This is a genomic window from Nostoc sp., assembly GCF_036917375.1.
In the GTDB taxonomy this organism is placed as follows: domain Bacteria; phylum Cyanobacteriota; class Cyanobacteriia; order Cyanobacteriales; family Nostocaceae; genus Nostoc.
The window spans coordinates 20,315-37,090 of the sequence record NZ_JBALDN010000040.1 but is presented as its reverse complement, the minus strand read 5'-3'; the positions used below and the strand labels follow the sequence as shown (position 1 = coordinate 37,090).

The following is a 16,776-nucleotide window of genomic DNA, read 5'->3' as shown; positions in this document are numbered from 1 at the left end:
TGCGATTGATATAGCACGTGGCGCGACTACACTGCGCCACTTGCTTGTGTAATTTGCATAAGTCCTGATTAAGCAATTTGCTGCAATCCATTAAGAGGTAGATCGAGAATCACTGCTGAATTTGGAGAATAACCAATATCTAGAGAAACACTAGCTTTTATCGTCTGAGAACTACCAATTATAGGAGTTGTAGTACCTAGTGAAAAAGTCCTATCTACTGTTAGATTAGACACTAAGGGAGATGGTTTAGGATTGTCATTTGAGTTAATATCAACGTCAATAATCTGTCCGGGGGTTAACTTTAAGGTACTAAAAACAGCCTGGGCCTGAGCTTTAGCATCTTTAACAGCTTCACTCAGAACTTGCAGGCGTGCCTGCTGCAATACTTCGTCTGAGGCAGTGAAGCTGATATTCTGTATGACATTTGCACCTGCTTGGATAGCTTTGTCAATTGCTGCCCCAGCTTGATTTGTTGGTAACTCAAACTGAAGTGTGTTGAGGCCTTCAAAGCCGGTTAGGGTTTGAGTACTATTTTCAAAACTATAGACAGGATTTAGTTGAATAGATGTAGTTTGAAGTTCTTGCGCCCCAAGCTTTTGCAGTGCATCAACTACCGCTGTTGAACGTTGAGCAACTTGTTCTTGAACTGCGGTTGCAGTTTTTGCCTGGACTTTAATCCCCAATTCTACCTCAGTTAAAGTAGTGGCAACGCTGACCTCTCCTTGACCAGTAACTTCCAATATCTGAGGAGTTTTTGCAGCAGTGCCACCAATGAGGGAATTGGCGATCGCAAGACCCAAATTTCTCACACCGATAAGATTATCAGTAGCCGAAGCAAGAGTCCCTGCTGAATTCGGAGAATAACCGATATCTAGAGAAACACTAGCTTCTATTGTCTGAGGACTACTAATTATAGGAGTTGTACTAGCTGCTGCCAAAACCCTATCTCCTGTTAGATTAGACACCAAGGGAGATGGTCTAGGATTGTCATCTGAGTTAATATCAATGTCAATAATCTGTCCGGGGGTTAACTTTAAGGTACTAAAAACAGCCTGAGCCTGAGCTTGGGCATCTTTAACAGCTTCACTCAGAACTTGCAGACGTGCCTGCTGCAATACTTCGTCTGAGGCAGTGAAGCTGATATTCTGTATGACATTTGCACCTGCTTGGATAGCTTTGTCAATTGCTGCTCCAGCTTGATTTGTTGGTAGCTCAAACTGAAGTGTGTTCAAGCCTTCAAAGCCAGTTAGGGTTTGAGTACCATTTTCAAAGCTATAGACAGGGTTTAGTTGAATAGATGTAGTTTGAAGTTCTTTCGCCCCAAGCTTTTGCAGTGTATCTACTACCGCTGTTGAACGTTGAGCAACTTGTTCTTGAACTGCGGTTGCAGTTTTTGCCTGGACTTTAATCCCCAATTGCACCTCAGTTAAAGTGGTGGCAACATTGACTTCTCCTTTACCAGTAACTTCCAATATCTGAGGAGTTTTTGCAGCAGTGCCACCAATGAGGGGATCGGCGATCGCAAGACCCAAATTTCTCAAACCTATGAGATTATCTGTGTTAGCCATCTTATTTTCCTTGTTTAAATGATGTTTGATACCTGTTGATGTCTTAATCTTAATCGTATCGGAACACTCACTCGTGACAACCAGCATTTTCAACATTCTCATGCTTTGAAGTGTTTTATTAGTCGTGTTCGTCAGCGTGTAGAAGGTGTTTTTCATGAAATTCAAAACACTGGAGTCTCAACCGATTTAATTCACATTAAGCGTAATTTAGCTGCGAACAACCCTAGCCATACCTAAACTGACAGTTAAAACAGCAGATGGTAGACCATTAATGTCAGAATACTGAATCTAATGATGAGAAAATAAAGGTAAGCAATGCCCACCTCCAAACTTGCTGGGCTATTTACCCAAGACAGATAAACAACAAATTTTATCAGTCAAAATTTATGACCTCCAACGTTCCCTCTCCAACTCGAAAGCGACCCACTCAAGCAATAGGAGCCAAAATTTTCCACTGGTGTAACATCATTAGTCTATTTATCATGCTCACCAGTGGACTACAAATTTACAACGCCAACCCTGTTTTTGGTGGACGCTCAGGTTTACACATTCCTCCGATATTTACTTTAGGAGGTTGGCTTGCAGGAGGTAGACACTGGCATTTTGCAGCAATGTGGCTATTCTCGCTGAATCTGTTGTGGTATGGAATTTACATTTTAATTACCCGACGTTGGCGACATCGGTTTGTCGGTGTTAATGACTTGAAAGCATTACAAAAAACTCAAAATTCCCAACGTCTAATTTATGCTTGGCATCGGATTGCTTATACAGCAATTATTCCTATTTTGCTGCTGGCATTATTTACAGGGATAGGAATGTATAAACCTGCTCAATTTCCCTGGATTGTGGATTGCTTTGGCGATTGGCAAGCATTGCGAATTGTTCACTTTGCCTCAGTGCCGATGGTTATCTTATTTGTAGTAATTCACTATCAATTAGGGCGTAAGTCTGGTGGGACTGAATTAACAGAATCAATGTTTTGAGCAACAATCCTTTTTAAACAAAAAAATGAACTTTTTTGATAAATTGAATGGAAATATCTTACAAAATCAAAGCTTACTATTTGTAGGACTCGATCCAAATCCAGAGATGATGCCTGGGCGTTATGAATCTGAAGAACTCATCACTGGTTTGGAAAAGTGGTTACAATTCATTATTGCGGAAACTTCTGATTTCGTTTGTGCTTATAAACCGACACTTGGCTTTTACGAAGCTTTAGGTATTCCTGGTTTAGAACTGCTGTACAAAACTTTAGCAGCTATTCCAGCCCATATCCCAGTAATTTTAGATGCCAAACACAGTGACTTAAATACTAGTACCATCTTTGCCCAGACTGTGTTTACACAATGGCAGGTGGATGCAATCACTCTCAGTCCCTATACAGGACAAGATCACGTAGCACCTTTTTTAGTCTATCCTGATAAAGCGGTGTTTATTTTATGCTGTACTTCTAATCCAGGTGCAGAAGCTCTACAGCAATATCCTACAAACGAATCACCCCTTTATTTACAGGTAGTAAAAGAATCCAAAACCTGGGGAACTCCCGAACAATTGGGTTTAGAAGTGGGAACTACAAATCCTGAAGTTTTAGCACTGATTCGAGCAGTTGCACCCGAACGAATTATTATGGCGCGTAGCATCTGGGCGGAGGGACAAAACCTGAAACAAATTTTAGAAGCTGGCTTGAATAGTAACGGTGATGGTTTACTGATTCCTGTTCCTCAAGATATGTTGGGAAATACGCAATTATCAGAGGAAGTGCAGTCTCTACGTGCAGAAATTAATCAAATCAAAACTGAAATTATTCACGAAAATTCTACTTGTTCTGTGTGGTTTCCTGATGTTTGTTTTCTCAATCAGCACCCCCACCAAGATTTGATTTTACAACTTTACGATATTGACTGCATTATGTTTGGCAGCTTTGTCCAAGCATCAGGAGCGATATTTCCTTATTACATCGACTTACGCAAAATTATTTCCAACCCCCAAGTCTTTAATCAAGTTCTCACAGCTTATGAGGATATTTTGAAGAACCTTAATTTTGATAGATTAGCAGGTATTCCCTATGGTTCATTACCAACTGCGACTGGTTTAGCTTTGCGCCTTCATTGTCCGATGATTTTCCCGCGTAAAGAGGTGAAGGCACACGGAACTCGGAAAGTAATTGAGGGTAACTTTCATGCTGGTGAAACAGTTGTAGTGGTTGACGATATTCTCATTAGCGGCAAAAGTGTCATGGAAGGAGCAGGAAAGTTGGAATCAGCTGGATTAAAGGTTAATGATATTGTGGTATTTATCGATCACGAACAGGGGGTGAAAGATAGGTTACAGCAAAATGGTTATCGTAGCTATGCGGTTTTAACTATTTCGGAAATTACTAATACTCTGTATCAAGCAGGGCGAATAAATGAGGAGCAATTTTCAGCTTTCGCTGAAAGTTAATCATTTCAATAATGGGAAGTGGAGAATCTGGAAATATTTTTCTTATCTACTTCCTGTTGAGCAGATTTAATTAATCGGTTCAATCTAGTAACTAGAATAATTTTAGCCTTGAAATTAATTATGAATTTTCCCCTGAATCAACTACTTAGATGGTTAATTTTTACGTTGTTATTTCCTCTAGTATTTCTCAATGGTTGGCTAGCCTTTTTGCTGGTGAAAAACTTTCAACCTGTCGTCACAATTCTTGTCTTGGCTACCTTGCTTGCATTCGTTTTAAACTATCCTGTTTCGATTCTCCAACAGCGAAAAGTTAAACGCAGCTATGCAGTAGCATTAGTTTTTATATTAGCATTGGTAATTGTTGTAGCTCTGGGTATCACTTTAGTACCCATTGTTTTAGAGCAATTTAATGAAATGGTTAAAGTCTTTCCCCAATGGATTGATTCTAGCGAACAAAAGCTTCAGAGTGTCAATAATTGGTTTTTGAAACATAAAGTGAATGTGAATTTAAGTCAGCTATTAGCACAAATTACTGACCAATTACCTAATGAGTTAGAATTTGTTTCAGATAAACTTTTAAGCATTATCATAGATACAATTGATAGTATTTCTGAGGCGTTAATCACAGTAGTGCTAACTTTTTACTTGTTGTTGGATGGCCCAAGAATTTGGGAGGCAATATTTAAGAAGTTACCTGGAAATCTTGCCCAGCAGATAAGCCAGTCTATTCAGCAAAACTTCCAAAATTACTTAATTGGTCAGGGAACTTTGGCTTTGCTGATGGGTGTTTCAATAACATTATTGTTTTTAGGTTTTCAAGTCCAGTTTGCTTTGCTCTTTGGTTTGGGAGTTGGACTTTTGAGCTTAATTCCCTTTGGTGATGTCGTCAGTCTGGTTTTAATAACTTTAATCATAGCGTCACATGACTTTTGGCTAGCAGCTAAGGTGTTTGCGGTAGCTGTTGTTATCGATCAGTTAATCGATCAAGCGATCGCACCCCGTCTTTTAGGTAAAATTACTGGTATTAGACCAATATGGGTATTAATTGCTCTGCTTGTAGGAACCAATGTTGGCGGAGTCTTGGGTTTACTAGTTGCGGTACCCATAGCTGGTTTTATCAAAGATGTAGCAGACGGTTTTTCTAAATCTGTTAATTCTGATAACCTGGGTGAGGGTGAAGCAGGATCAGAATTGTTGGTAGAAAAATCAATATCGCAATAAGTTATGGATAAAAATTGCTATCTCTAGCGTTAAAAGTAAGTAGCAACGGTGTAATTTAGGTCGTAATTCACTCAAGTCAACCTTATTCCCAAACCTTGTAAATTGGCTAAGGAATTAATATGGACAAATTGCCCCTAAAACAGTTAGTCAAAAACATTTATCAGGAACTACTGCCTAGATTACAGATTGAAAGTGTCAATCCCTGCGATCCAATTAAGGTAAGCTATCTTCCACAACCTTGGCGGCTGCTTGGCAGAGGAAATTACGCCGCAGTAGTTTATCACCCCGATTCTCCTGACTATGTAGTTAAGATTTATGCCCCAGGACGGCCAGGCTTTGAAGAGGAAGTAGAAGTTTACCATCGTCTAGGTTCTCATCCAGCGTTTTCTGAGTGTTTCTACGCTAAAGATGAGTTTTTAGTCTTGAAACGGCTTTATGGAACAACCCTCTACGATTGTATGCACTTTGGTTTACTAATTCCCAAGCAGGTAATAAAGGACATTGATGAAGCTCTTGACTATGCACGAAGTCGTGGACTCCACCCTCATGATGTCCACGGGCGTAATGTCATGATGTACCAAGGCAGAGGATTAGTCGTAGACATATCAGATTTCTTGCATCAAGAAGCTTGCTCAAAGTGGAATGACCTAAAAAAGGCTTACTACTGGTTATATCTGCCCGTGTTTTACCCACTGCGACTGCGCATACCATACCTTGCCTTAGATATCGTCCGCAAATTTTATCGTCTGGGAACTTCTATTAAAACTTTTTGCTGCCAACTACCCTTAAGATTAACTAAAATTAAGTATTTAAAACGTTAAGAGCGATGGATAGACAACTTTTGTGCGATCGCTTCAAGGATATCTTTATTAAGATAGCAGTCTTATCAATAGACCTCTTGCAAAAGTGCTTTTTGCATTCTTGGGGAAAAGGGTAAAGGTTAAAGGGGAAGGGGACAATACACAACTTTTTCCCCTTCCCCCTTCCCCTTTTCCCGACTTATGCAAGAAGTCTAATAAAGCCTAGTATTAATTAAAACGCTGACAGTGGTCTAAGAGCTTTTATCAATAGACCTCTTGCAAAAGTGCTTTTTGCATTCTTGGGGAAAAGGGTAAAGGTTAAAGGGGAAAGGGACTTTTGCAGAACCTTTTCCCCTTCCCCTTTCCCCTTTTCCCGACTTATGCAAGAAGTCTAATATAAGCACTCAAAAATACTAGTTGGTTTACCATCTCCTCAGCCGAACGAGTAGCAACTAACTTGAGCAACCCTTGTAACTGTTGCCCTACGGAATAGCGTTGTTGCTGCAACAAGATAATGCCAGCATGATTTCTTCCTGTGGCTAAAAACTCGTTATGTAAGCAGCAAAAGTCTCTTCGGTTGTAGCTATAGATAACACGCCCTTGCTCTGTTGCCCAAATTAGCTGCTCATCATCAGAATAACTCTGCCTGCTCACATCGGCCACTGTCACAACATCCAAGTTTGCATTACAGAAAGCTTTGATTAGGGACTTCTCAACACTGTCCTCATCTAAATACAAACGAATTTGGCTCACTGTCTCTTCGCCGTGTACTCAGCTTCCAAACGGTCGTATTCTTCAATTTCTGCGGCAATCTCCGTGTCAATTACTTCCTGGTTAGCATAGTAGTAAGCTAGCGCTGCATAAACTTGTGCCAACATTAGCTGTGGTCTTTGGACAACTATCTCTTCCGGTTTCATGCCTGCGTTGAAATCGATCGCAATATTATGTACCGTAATCCGGTGTCCCGCAATCCGAGGACGACCACCACAGGTTCCGGGTGTGCTGACAATCAGCGTGCCAATGTCGGTAATTGTTTGCATAGCTTGTTTACTAAATTTTGCTCTCATAGACAACTGAGCAATTTTAAACTTCTTCTAATCTAGAAATATAAATATCCAGTTGTTTTTTTAGCTATCTACAGCAAAATAAAACATTTATCCCTAATAATTGGGAGTCTACCCAATACTTGTCGGGTTTTGGGGAAAAGGGGAAGGTGAAAGGGGAAAGAAAAAACCTTTAACCTTTACCCTTTAACCTTTTCCCCAAACCCAATTCTAATTTAAAATGCTTAATTGAGCAGTATTGTGAGTCTACCATTAATCCCAAAATACCAAACATCCTGCCTGCATTGGAGACGATAGACTTTTTATAAGAGTAATTTTGGCAAAAACTCGAATTTTCTAACATTTCAAAGCAGGTATGGGGCAATGGTGCGATTAAAACTGTGGCAGTGGGTGGTCTTAGCAATCCCGATCGCGTTTATCATCATTTTCTTACTGGTGTCTGCCGGTTCACAAATTCATGCGTGGGGCATTAATTGGATTTGGGGTGTATTCACCGTTTTATTTGTTGGTTGGCGTTGGCTGCTAGTTAAATGGACTCAACCAGCTGTTAACGAGGTGGAAGCTGTATTAACTCAAGTCCGTGAAGAATTGGAATCGACAGCAGAGGATACAGTAGAGCAACCAGTGGGAAGTGACACCACAAAGCTTGCAGAAACCGCCCTTCAAGAAATTCTCCAAGCAGCACAAAGCGATCGCCCGATTTGGGAAGACTGGCAAACTTTTTGGACGCGATGTCAGGATTTAGTGGTAGCGATCGCTCGTATCTACAATCCTCAGATTCAATATCCCCTGCTGAATATTTACGTTCCCCAAGCTTACGGGCTGATTCGGGGAACGGTAGATGATATGGATCGGTGGATGCAAAATTTATCCCCGATCCTCAATCAGGTAACGGTTGGACAAGCATACCAAGGATATGAGGTCTACCGGAAGTTGGAACCATCGGCTCGGAAATTCTGGAAAGTTTGGAACTGGGCACAGTGGATCTTAAATCCGGTGGCGGCGGTGGCAAAACAAGCCAGTCAGGGTTCTAGTAACCAAGCAACTCAGCAATTATTGGGAAATTTGAGCCAGTTATTTCGGGAAGCTGCCCTGAGAAACTTATGCCTACAAGCGATCGCACTTTACGGACGTAGCACATTACCAGTTTCAACAACCGTAGCTTCCACTCCAACTTTACCCAAGGCAAAAACCCAAACACTCCGAGAAATCCTGACTCAAGCTCAACCAGCCGAGGCGGTTGAGCAAAAACCCGTGAATATTTTGCTGGTGGGGCGCACGGGATCGGGAAAAAGTAGCCTAATTAATACGCTCTTTCAGGCGGATCTTGCAGCAGTTGACGTTTTACCCAGTACCGATCGCATTCAGAATTATCAATGGCAAACTGAAAGTGGCGAAACTCTGACGCTTTTGGATACACCTGGTTACGAACAAGTCAACCGTGCCGAACTCCGAAACTTGGTGCTTGATTATGCTATAAATTCCGATTTGCTGTTGTTAGCCACCCCTGCCCTCGATCCTGCCCTGCAAATGGATGTGGACTTTTTGCAAGCCATCAAAGCAGAAATTGCAGATTTACCTGCGATCGCGATCGTCACCCAGGTAGACCGGCTGCGTCCAATCCGCGAATGGCAACCGCCTTATAATTGGGAATCGGGCGATCGCCCCAAAGAAATTGCGATTCGCGAAGCCACTGAGTATCGCGCTAAACTGCTAGGAAACTTCTGTAATCTAGTTTTACCCGTGGTTACAAGTGACAGCAAAACAAATCGAGTTGCCTGGGGAGTAGAAGCGCTATCGTTGGGATTAGTGGATGCGATCGCACCTACCAAGCAACTCCGTCTCGCCCGCTTTTTGCGTAACCTAGAAACTCGCATCGTCGCTGCCGCCAAAATTATTGACCACTACACCTTCCAAATGACGACAACACAAGGATTAACGACATTGCTTAAAAGTCCTGTCCTTCAGTTTGTTTCTACGCTCTCAACCGGATCTCCGGCTTTAGCGTATATGCTGGCGGAGCAAATTCCTGTGGAACAGTTGCCAATTGTGATTGGTAAACTACAAATGGGATATGAGCTTTTCTCACTCTTGAACCCCAACTCGGTCAAATTTGAATTGCTATCCCTTTGGCCGCTGCTGCTGGAAAACACCGCTGCACCCGATCGCAACGCCTGGGCATTTGGTCACGCTCTAGTGGAGTACTGGACTCAAAATCTGACGGTTGAACAACTCCGGGAGCGATTTGAGTATTATTTAGCGATCGCCAAATAATTTGCATTTGCTTGCGATCGGCGATGTCTACGAAGGATTGTGACGCATCTTCGATTTTCTTGCAAATACTACGTCTAAATAACGAGTTTAAGCTGTTACGTAACCACCGTAGATTAAATACCAAAAGTTGCATTAATAAACAAAAGTAAATTACGAATATTTACTTAGCACTTTTGAAGAATTTCATCCTATATAAGGAAAAGTAAAAATGCGGTAACAGATGGTAATTTCAAGATCGAGGTTAAGATTACGATTAAGAGTAGGTGTCTACTGAACCTACCCGCTTTACCTAAGTTTTTATACAGACATCTTTTTGTTCGGAGTTTTTATGAAAAATATACTACAAACCTCCATCCCTCAAGAACAGAATTCAGATCCGAGCTATAGCATTTCCTCTTACAACAGGCTGCTTGCCGTTGTGAAGGATTTGGCTTGTGTGCGAACTATTGAGGAAATTATTGAGATTGTGCGTTTGGCTGCTCGCGATCTCACAAATGCTGATGGAGTAACTTTTGTATTGCGGGATGGTGAATGTTGCCACTATGTCGATGAAAACGCCATTGGCCCACTTTGGAAAGGTATGCGTTTTCCGCTCAAGTCTTGCATCTCGGGTTGGGCAATGCTGAATAAAAAAGCAGCCGTAATTGAGGACATTTACCAGGATGCGCGAATTCCGATTGAGGCGTACAAGGTAACTTTTGTCAAAAGTTTAGTGATGGTTCCCATTCGGGTTTCCGATCCGCTAGGTGCGATCGGAGCCTACTGGAGTACACGACACTTAGCCACACCCCAAGAGATCGGACTTCTTGAGATTTTGACAGATACTACAGCAGTTGCGATCGCTAACGTGCATCTTTTCCAGAAACTAACGAACCAAAATGCTCTAAAAGACAAATTTATTGCCATGCTGGCTCATGAACTGAGGAATCCCGTTGCCCCCATCTCCAACGGCGTTCAGCTACTGAAGTTGAAGCTAGGACAGACTGGTGCAGTTGGGGAAACAGTTTTAATGATGCAAAACCAGATTAAGCACCTCTCGAAATTGATCGATGAGTTACTTGACGTATCGTCCATCACATACGGGAAGATTTCATTAAATCTTGAGAAGGTTAATCTGGTGGAATTGGTTCGCCAGAGTCTCAATGACCATGCACAAGCAATCAAAAAATGGAACCTTAATGTAATAGAAGACCTGCCAAACACGCCCGTGTGGGCTTATGTTGACTCCACTCGCTTCTTCCAAATCTTTGGGAACCTTCTTGATAACGCCTTAAAGTTTTCCCAGCCAGATGGGACGATCTGGCTGGATTTCTCAGTTATTCCAGGTGAAAATGGCTCAGGTAGTGTAGCGGTTTTATCTGTAAGAGATACAGGCATCGGGATAGACCCGACAATATTACCAGAACTTTTCGAGCCGTTTACCCAGGCCGATCGCAGTTTAGATCGTTCGCGGGGCGGGTTAGGTTTGGGACTTTCGGTAGTAAAAAGTCTTGTAGAACTTCATGGTGGTAATGTTGAAGCTTCAAGTAGAGGGATAAATTTGGGAGCAGAATTCAAAGTCACTCTCCCCGTATGCGAAGAGATTGCAGCCTCGGACAACGAATTAGAGATTACAGAGGCGGCGAAAAAATCGTTGAAGATTTTAGTCATCGAAGATAACGAGGATTCAGCCGTATCATTACAAGCGGTACTTGAGTATTTTGGGCATGAAGTTTCCATTGCCGAGAATGGAATTTTAGGGGTAGAAACTGCAAAGAAACTTGAGCCTCATGTGATTATTTGTGACATCGGACTTCCCGAAATGGATGGATTCGCCGTTGCACAGGAACTGAGTAAAGACTCCAAATTGACTCGCTCAATTCTGATTGCGCTTACCGGCTACGGTAGCCAAGAGGATCGGCAGCTGGCACTGAAGTCTGGTTTCAAATGCCACTTGACCAAGCCTGTAGACTTTGAAATTCTGATAGCAGAAATCGATCGATACTTTGATGAAGTATTATCCAGTTGACATTTGCTACTTGTGGATTTTGACTGAGGAGTATTAATCCATTAAATCATCTGTGATAGACTCACCGGGATAAAAGCGATCGCTCAGAATTCCCTCCAAAGTATATAAACATTGCTGGGGAAAAGTTGAAAATGGCAGATTTGTTTCTCCTGATGCTAAATCCCTACCATTTTCATAAGATTCCTGGAGTGCTTCTTCAATGTAAGGTTTCAGACTAGGATTTTCGTTCAGCAACTTGAGAATTTCCCGTCGTTGTACTCTAATTGTTGCTAACCAACTACGGCTGCGTTGCTTTGGTTGATATTCCCATTTGAGTAAATGTGCAATTAACACACTAAAACGATTTCTCAATTCTTGGCGTTCCTTTCTTCCCAAAGATTCAATTTCCTCAATTAAATTAGGCAGGTCAAGCTGGTTCCATTGATGATGACGCAAAAAGTTAGCCTGTTCTTGAGTCCAAGTGTAAAAGTCTGTTTCATAGGAGTTTGGCATCAGTTTTTTTGCCTTTTTTCAGATTTGTAGTGTCTACATAATTTAAAAACTCATCATTCATAATTATGTTTCAGATAGAGATTTAAACCTTATTTGAAACCAATACAGTTTAGTTAAGAAAAATTGTAGGTTGGGTTAAGCAAAGCGCAACCCAACAAAGTCCTGCAAATGTTGGTTTACCCTGCGGGAAGCAAGCTACGTTCCTCAAACGCCACTTGCTTCAAGTCGGGAAACCGCAAGGGCGCAGTGGCTCCCCAACCTACGTAGTTTAAGGTTTTTGGGGCTAACCCAAGCGTATTGTATTTGAAACAGGATTGTCTGCGTAAGCGTCAGGTACAAATTACGAATTACGAATTACGAATTACGAATTAGAAAGTCACCACACTGCGAATTGATTCACCTTTGTGCATCAATTCAAAAGCATCATTAATTTGCTCAATGGGCATCACATGGGTAATCAAATCATCAATATTTATCTTACCTTCCATATACCAATCAACAATTTTTGGCACATCTGTACGCCCTCTAGCACCACCGAAAGCTGAACCTTTCCAAACGCGCCCAGTTACTAATTGAAAAGGACGAGTACTGATTTCTTGCCCAGCACCAGCAACACCAATAATCACACTGACGCCCCAACCTTTATGGCAGCATTCTAATGCTTGACGCATCAATTTAACATTACCTATACATTCAAAGCTATAATCAGCACCGCCTTTTGTTAAATCAACCAGATAGGGAACTAAATCACCCTCTACTTCTTGAGGATTGACAAAGTGCGTCATACCAAACTTTTCCGCCAAGGCGCGTTTGTTGGGATTAATATCTACCCCGACAATCATATTTGCCCCTACCATCCGCGCTCCTTGGATGACATTTAAGCCAATACCACCCAAACCAAAAACCACAACATTTGCTCCAGGTTCCACCTTGGCAGTATTTATGACTGCACCAATACCAGTAGTCACACCGCAACCAATGTAACAAACTTTATCAAAAGGAGCATCTTCCCGAATTTTTGCCAAGGCGATTTCCGGCAGCACCGTATAGTTAGCAAAAGTGGATGTACCCATATAATGATGAATCATTTGCCCATCAATACTAAAGCGACTAGTGCCATCGGGCATCACACCGCGTCCTTGAGTTAGGCGAATGGCTTGACAGAGATTAGTTTTGAAACTCAAACAATATTCGCACTGACGACATTCGGGAGTGTAAAGGGGAATTACACGATCCCCTGGTTTGAGACTGGTGACACCAGCGCCTACTTCCACTACCACGCCAGCACCTTCATGTCCCAAAATAGCTGGAAACAAACCTTCGGGATCGTCACCAGACAAGGTAAAGGCGTCAGTATGACAAACCCCGCTTGCTTTCACTTCAACTAAGACTTCGCCGGCTTGTGGCCCTGATAGTTGAACGGTTTCAATCGTCAATGGCTTACCTGCACTGTAAGCTACTGCTGCTTTAACTTCCAATGTCAGCGCTCCTGTATAGTTTTGTCATTTGTCATTTGTCATTGGGCGAAACAGTTCCGTTAGCGGAAGCGAGGCGTTTAGCCCATTCTGAGTTCCGAGTAAATAAGTGAGATTCACACCTCAGCACTCAGCACTCCTGAAGGGCATTGGGCATTAGGATTAGGGGAGAGGTGACAGGTGATAGGCAAGAAATAATCTTTACCCTGTAACCTGTAGCCTATTCCCTTGTTTACTCTCCACTCCCTGATAAATATTAAACGCATGATAAACTTTTGTATTACTTCATCGTATTTACTAAGCACGATCGCGGCTAGAACGATAAATATTATTACCTTTGTTAAAATGTCATTCTCTCGCTAGATTGGTTAAAGGCGGCAACAGCTGTTTTGGCAACGATGTAAACTGGATGTCAGCAGCAAACCCCAAATAATTTGTCCACCCTCAATTAATATATTTTGTCACAGCTTATGAACCCTGCCCTAACTCAAATTGGCGCTCAAATGTCCAACCTGACCGGCGTCAGAGCAATCATGAAGGATATTATCGAAACATTACGAGCAGGTGCAGGGCAGCAGTTTATTAATTTGAGTGCTGGTAATCCGTTGATTTTGCCAGAGGTAGAGCAATTATGGCGGGATTGCACTGCACAGCTTTTGGCTAGTCCAGAATATGGTGAGGTAGTTTGCCGCTACGGTTCAAGTCAGGGCTATGCACCATTTGTTGAAGCGATCGCCAACGACTTTAACAAACGCTACGGGTTAAAATTAACCGATCGCAATATCCTGATCACCCCCGGTAGTCAAACCCTCTACTTCTACGCTGCTAATACCTTCGGTGGCTACACCCCTAGCGGCGAGTTAAAACAAATCGTTTTACCCCTCAGCCCTGACTACACAGGTTATGGCGGTATCTGCTTAGTTCCAAAAGCCTTAACTGCCTACAAACCAACTCTCGATATTGATGCAGCTGCCCACCGATTTAAATATCGCCCCGACTTCAGCCAACTTACGATTACAGAAAATACGGGTTGTGTTCTCTTCTCTCGCCCCTGTAATCCTACTGGTAACGTCCTTACCGATGATGAGGTGAAAAAGATTGCTGCCCTAGCTGCGCCTTACAATTTACCCGTGTTAATTGACTCGGCTTATGCGCCTCCCTTCCCAGCATTAAACTTTACCGAAATGACACCAGTCTTTGGTGATAACATTCTCCACTGTATGAGTTTATCGAAAGCCGGATTACCAGGAGAAAGAATTGGTATTGCCATTGGGGATGAAAAGTGGATTGAAGTGCTGGAGTGTTTTCAGGCAAACATGAGTCTCCATTCTTCACGTTACGGCCAAGCGATCGCAGCTTATGCAATCAATTCTGGCGCTTTAGTGGAAATTTCCCACACTGTCATCCGTCCCTTTTACCAAAAGAAATTTACCGTTTTAGAAACCAGCTTAGAACAAGCGATGCCCAAGGATTTACCTTGGTTCCTCCATCGCGGTGAAGGAGCAATTTTTGCTTGGTTGTGGTTACAGGATCTACCCATGAGTGACTGGGAATTTTATCAGCAACTTAAGCAAGTAGGTGTGATTATTGTCCCTGGAAGTACCTTCTTCCCCGGTTTAGACGAAGAGTGGGCGCACAAGCACCAATGTTTCCGCATCAGCCTCACTGGTACAGATGAAGAGATAGCCACTGCTATGCAACGTTTAGCAAAAGTGGCTGAAGAAGCTTATAAAGGTGCGGCTGTGACTGCCTAGTAGCGCCAGGCGGAATTAAAAATTAAAAATTAAAAATTAAAAATGAATACAGCGTAAGCGTTTCATTAATTTGGAATGGTGAGGCAGTCTCATCTTGGGGGTTCCCCCTATGAGGAACTGCGTTACCCGTTAGCGCAGCGTTAGCGAGTCTTCGAGCGTCAGGGGTGGTTTATTTCCGCCGTGTTGTACTAGTAGGGAAAATGGAAATGAAACACGAAGAAGCTAACAAAGAGAAGGGAGGTAGAGGGGCAGAGGGGCAGAGGGGCAGGGGGGCAGAGAGACAGAGAGGCAAGAGACTAGGAGGAAATTCAAAAATTCAAAATGTCCAATCTCCAGCCCCTAATCCCAAACCCTTAGTTCCCAGTACCCAATCCCCAGTTCCCAATCTTGATGATTGGCTAGAAATTGGCAAGATTGTTGCCCCTCAAGGATTGTCTGGAGAATTACGGGTTTATCCTGTATCGGACTTTCCTGAAAGATTTGAGGTGCCGGGAAAACGTTGGTTGTTGTGTTCAGGTGACACAGAACCGCAACCAATCGAATTATTAACAGGACGTTATATCAGTAACAAAAATTTGTATGTAATCAAATTAGCTGGCGTGGAAAATTGCGATCGGGCGGAGGCGTTGCGCGGTTGTACGTTAATGGTGCCAGCAAGCGATCGCCCCCAATTAAGCGAAGATGAATATCATGTCCTCGATTTGATTGGCTTGGAAGTCTTCATGCAAGCATCTGGCGAACTCGTGGGTACAGTGGTAGACATCATCCCCGCTGGGAATGATTTGTTAGAAGTCAAATTGCATGAATCATTTGCTACTGACAAAAAGCAAAAGACTGTTTTGATTCCATTTGTGGAAGCGATCGCACCAGTAGTAGACTTGAAATCTAATCGCATTGAAATCACGCCGCCGCCTGGGTTATTAGAAATAAATAATTAGGTCATTAATTGAACTGTCTCTAGCTAGTTTTGCTGTACTCAACAGTTCAAGATAAAGCAAAGCTTGAAGCATGAAAAAATTAGAGTACATACTCTATTTATCAATCTAGGAAATGTGGCAATGCCAGAAAAACCAACAGCAACTATTCACAAGCAACTACTAGAAATATTGTCCCAATTGCCCAAGTCTAGTCAAGAAGAAGTATTAGATTTTGCTATCTCTCTCCAGAAAAAAAAACTAACTCAGCATTGGGATGCTATTTCTGATGTCGATGCTGCTGCACTGAAAACTGAGTTTGCTAATGAAGATTTAGCTTTTGCAGAATCCGTTTTAACTGATTATCTCTCCCAGCTTCAGCAAGAGGACGCAATTTGATGCGAGGAGATGTTTATTTAGCTGATTTGAATCCGAGTAGAGGCTCAGAGCAAGCAGGTATCCGACCAGTTATTATTGTTCAGCGAAATCGACTAGCTCAGTTTACAACAACATCTGTAGTAGTTCCTTTAACCACTAATTTGCGACGCGCTATTATACCAGGTACAATTGTCATACCTTCAGGTGAAGGCGGTTTAACGCAAGAGTCAGTGGTACTTTCTTATCAAATAGTTGTTATCTATAGGCAGCGATTAATCCGAAAATTAGGAACTCTTTCTGCTAATTATTTATTAATGCTAAAAGTGGCATTAGATTACACTTTACAACTAGATAATTATGACGAAGAAAATGCCGATTGATAGTGT

The 16,776-nt window shown here is 42.2% G+C and carries 15 protein-coding genes; 10 read left to right on the top strand and 5 right to left on the bottom strand.

Annotated elements, in window-relative coordinates; genetic code table 11:
* Positions 1-68: 68 nt before the first annotated feature.
* A complete protein-coding gene (locus V7K45_RS09465; RefSeq protein WP_335002658.1) occupies positions 69-1,568 on the bottom strand; it encodes an SIMPL domain-containing protein in 1,500 nt (499 codons plus the stop codon).
* Between the two features lie 386 nt (positions 1,569-1,954).
* Here V7K45_RS09465 and V7K45_RS09460 point away from each other — a divergent pair, with 386 nt between their 5' ends.
* The 4 genes from V7K45_RS09460 to V7K45_RS09445 all read left to right on the top strand — a co-directional run bounded on the left by V7K45_RS09460 (position 1,955) and on the right by V7K45_RS09445 (position 6,052).
* Positions 1,955-2,551, top strand: a complete 597-nt coding sequence (locus tag V7K45_RS09460; RefSeq protein WP_335002655.1) for a cytochrome b/b6 domain-containing protein — start codon at positions 1,955-1,957, stop codon at positions 2,549-2,551.
* Between the two features lie 25 nt (positions 2,552-2,576).
* Entirely contained in the window at positions 2,577-4,010 is a 1,434-nt protein-coding gene (locus V7K45_RS09455) for a bifunctional orotidine-5'-phosphate decarboxylase/orotate phosphoribosyltransferase (protein WP_335002653.1), read from the top strand.
* Positions 4,011-4,130: 120 nt separating this feature from the next.
* Positions 4,131-5,231 carry an AI-2E family transporter gene (locus V7K45_RS09450; protein WP_335002651.1) on the top strand — a complete coding sequence of 367 codons (1,101 nt, stop codon included), beginning with the start codon at positions 4,131-4,133 and terminating at the stop codon, positions 5,229-5,231.
* A gap of 119 nt (positions 5,232-5,350) precedes the next feature.
* Positions 5,351-6,052 (top strand): serine/threonine protein kinase, encoded by a 702-nt coding sequence (locus tag V7K45_RS09445; protein ID WP_335002649.1) that lies wholly within the window; start codon positions 5,351-5,353, stop codon positions 6,050-6,052.
* A gap of 357 nt (positions 6,053-6,409) precedes the next feature.
* Here the strand turns inward: V7K45_RS09445 and V7K45_RS09440 are convergent, their stop codons facing one another.
* The gene (locus tag V7K45_RS09440; RefSeq protein WP_335002647.1) at positions 6,410-6,784 is read right to left on the bottom strand and encodes a DUF5615 family PIN-like protein; all 375 of its coding nucleotides are present in this window, start codon (positions 6,782-6,784) and stop codon (positions 6,410-6,412) included.
* Positions 6,781-7,098, bottom strand: coding sequence for a DUF433 domain-containing protein (locus V7K45_RS09435; RefSeq protein ID WP_317616110.1), 318 nt, complete (start codon positions 7,096-7,098; stop codon positions 6,781-6,783). The genes V7K45_RS09440 and V7K45_RS09435 overlap by 4 nt, the downstream gene beginning before the upstream one ends.
* Positions 7,099-7,458: 360 nt before the next feature.
* Between V7K45_RS09435 and V7K45_RS09430 the strand changes: the two genes are divergently transcribed.
* Together V7K45_RS09430 and V7K45_RS09425 are read left to right on the top strand one after the other, a co-directional pair.
* A complete protein-coding gene (locus tag V7K45_RS09430; RefSeq protein ID WP_335002645.1) occupies positions 7,459-9,369 on the top strand; it encodes a GTPase family protein in 1,911 nt (636 codons plus the stop codon).
* Between the two features lie 328 nt (positions 9,370-9,697).
* Complete coding sequence (locus V7K45_RS09425) at positions 9,698-11,377, top strand: hybrid sensor histidine kinase/response regulator (RefSeq protein ID WP_335002643.1); 1,680 nt, start codon at positions 9,698-9,700, stop codon at positions 11,375-11,377.
* 33 nt (positions 11,378-11,410) lie between these two features.
* On the opposite strand, the gene V7K45_RS09420 is transcribed toward V7K45_RS09425, so the two are convergent.
* Both V7K45_RS09420 and V7K45_RS09415 read right to left on the bottom strand, forming a co-directional pair.
* Positions 11,411-11,869, bottom strand: a complete 459-nt coding sequence (locus tag V7K45_RS09420; RefSeq protein WP_335002641.1) for a DUF29 domain-containing protein — start codon at positions 11,867-11,869, stop codon at positions 11,411-11,413.
* 368 nt (positions 11,870-12,237) lie between these two features.
* Positions 12,238-13,347: an S-(hydroxymethyl)glutathione dehydrogenase/class III alcohol dehydrogenase gene (locus V7K45_RS09415; RefSeq protein ID WP_335002639.1), complete on the bottom strand. Its 1,110-nt coding sequence runs from the start codon at positions 13,345-13,347 to the stop codon at positions 12,238-12,240.
* A 467-nt stretch (positions 13,348-13,814) separates the two neighbouring features.
* Between V7K45_RS09415 and V7K45_RS09410 the strand changes: the two genes are divergently transcribed.
* The 4 genes from V7K45_RS09410 to V7K45_RS09395 all read left to right on the top strand — a co-directional run bounded on the left by V7K45_RS09410 (position 13,815) and on the right by V7K45_RS09395 (position 16,770).
* The gene (locus V7K45_RS09410; RefSeq protein ID WP_335002637.1) at positions 13,815-15,098 is read left to right on the top strand and encodes a valine--pyruvate transaminase; all 1,284 of its coding nucleotides are present in this window, start codon (positions 13,815-13,817) and stop codon (positions 15,096-15,098) included.
* A 206-nt stretch (positions 15,099-15,304) separates the two neighbouring features.
* Entirely contained in the window at positions 15,305-16,036 is a 732-nt protein-coding gene (gene rimM, locus V7K45_RS09405; RefSeq protein WP_335002635.1) for a ribosome maturation factor RimM, read from the top strand.
* Positions 16,037-16,156: 120 nt separating this feature from the next.
* Entirely contained in the window at positions 16,157-16,411 is a 255-nt protein-coding gene (locus tag V7K45_RS09400) for a hypothetical protein (RefSeq protein WP_335002633.1), read from the top strand.
* A complete protein-coding gene (locus tag V7K45_RS09395; protein ID WP_335002631.1) occupies positions 16,411-16,770 on the top strand; it encodes a type II toxin-antitoxin system PemK/MazF family toxin in 360 nt (119 codons plus the stop codon). The genes V7K45_RS09400 and V7K45_RS09395 overlap by 1 nt, the downstream gene beginning before the upstream one ends.
* Positions 16,771-16,776 lie beyond the last annotated feature (6 nt).